Source organism: Vibrio sp. 970 (genome assembly GCF_033339075.1).
Genome location: NZ_JAWOTW010000433.1, coordinates 1 through 641, shown reverse-complemented (window position 1 = coordinate 641; position 641 = coordinate 1). Strand labels below are relative to the sequence as shown.

1 pseudogene is annotated in these 641 nt (G+C 51.6%); it reads left to right on the top strand.

Annotated features, from left to right (window positions below):
- Positions 1-641, top strand: a pseudogene (locus R7Q11_RS27135) (propeptide, peptidase); the annotation flags it as partial.

The following is a 641-nucleotide window of genomic DNA, read 5'->3' as shown; positions in this document are numbered from 1 at the left end:
TCCGGATGCTGCGGATGCAGATGTGATTTTGCACGAGCTAGGACACGGGATTCACTATCAAATCGTTCCCGATTGGGCGTATGGCCACACTGGCGCGATTGGAGAAGGTGTTGGTGATTACTGGGCGGGCAGCGCGAGCTACCGAACACAGTATTTAGATGCGGCTCGCCGTGGTCAGGAATTTGAGATTGATACCGTGTTCAACTGGGATGGCATGTTTGGCGTTCGCCGCGCAACACGCAGTCTCTGGAACCAACGTGCTCGCTACTTTGAAGGAGCGGAATACCGAGCGCATGAAAGTGTTGGTGGTGAATTGGGCGACGAGTTGTGGTCGACACCTTTATTCCAAGCCTTGAAAGCGTCCGTTGCTCGTTATGGCGATGGTTCGGATCGTGTTTTCCGTGACTTTGACTCGATTGTGCTTGAAGGCATGTACGGCGTGGGTCGTGGTGTGAAAATGCATGATTTGGCGGAGTCCACCGTATTTGCCGCGACAATGCTTTTCCCTGAAAAAGAGTACGCACAAATTCTGAAAGACAGCTTCGCACAGCATAACTTACTCAAAGTTCCTTTTAACGCCCGATATCAATCTCGTTACATCAACGCTGGGGAAACGGTCGAGTTGACGCTTTCTCACACCG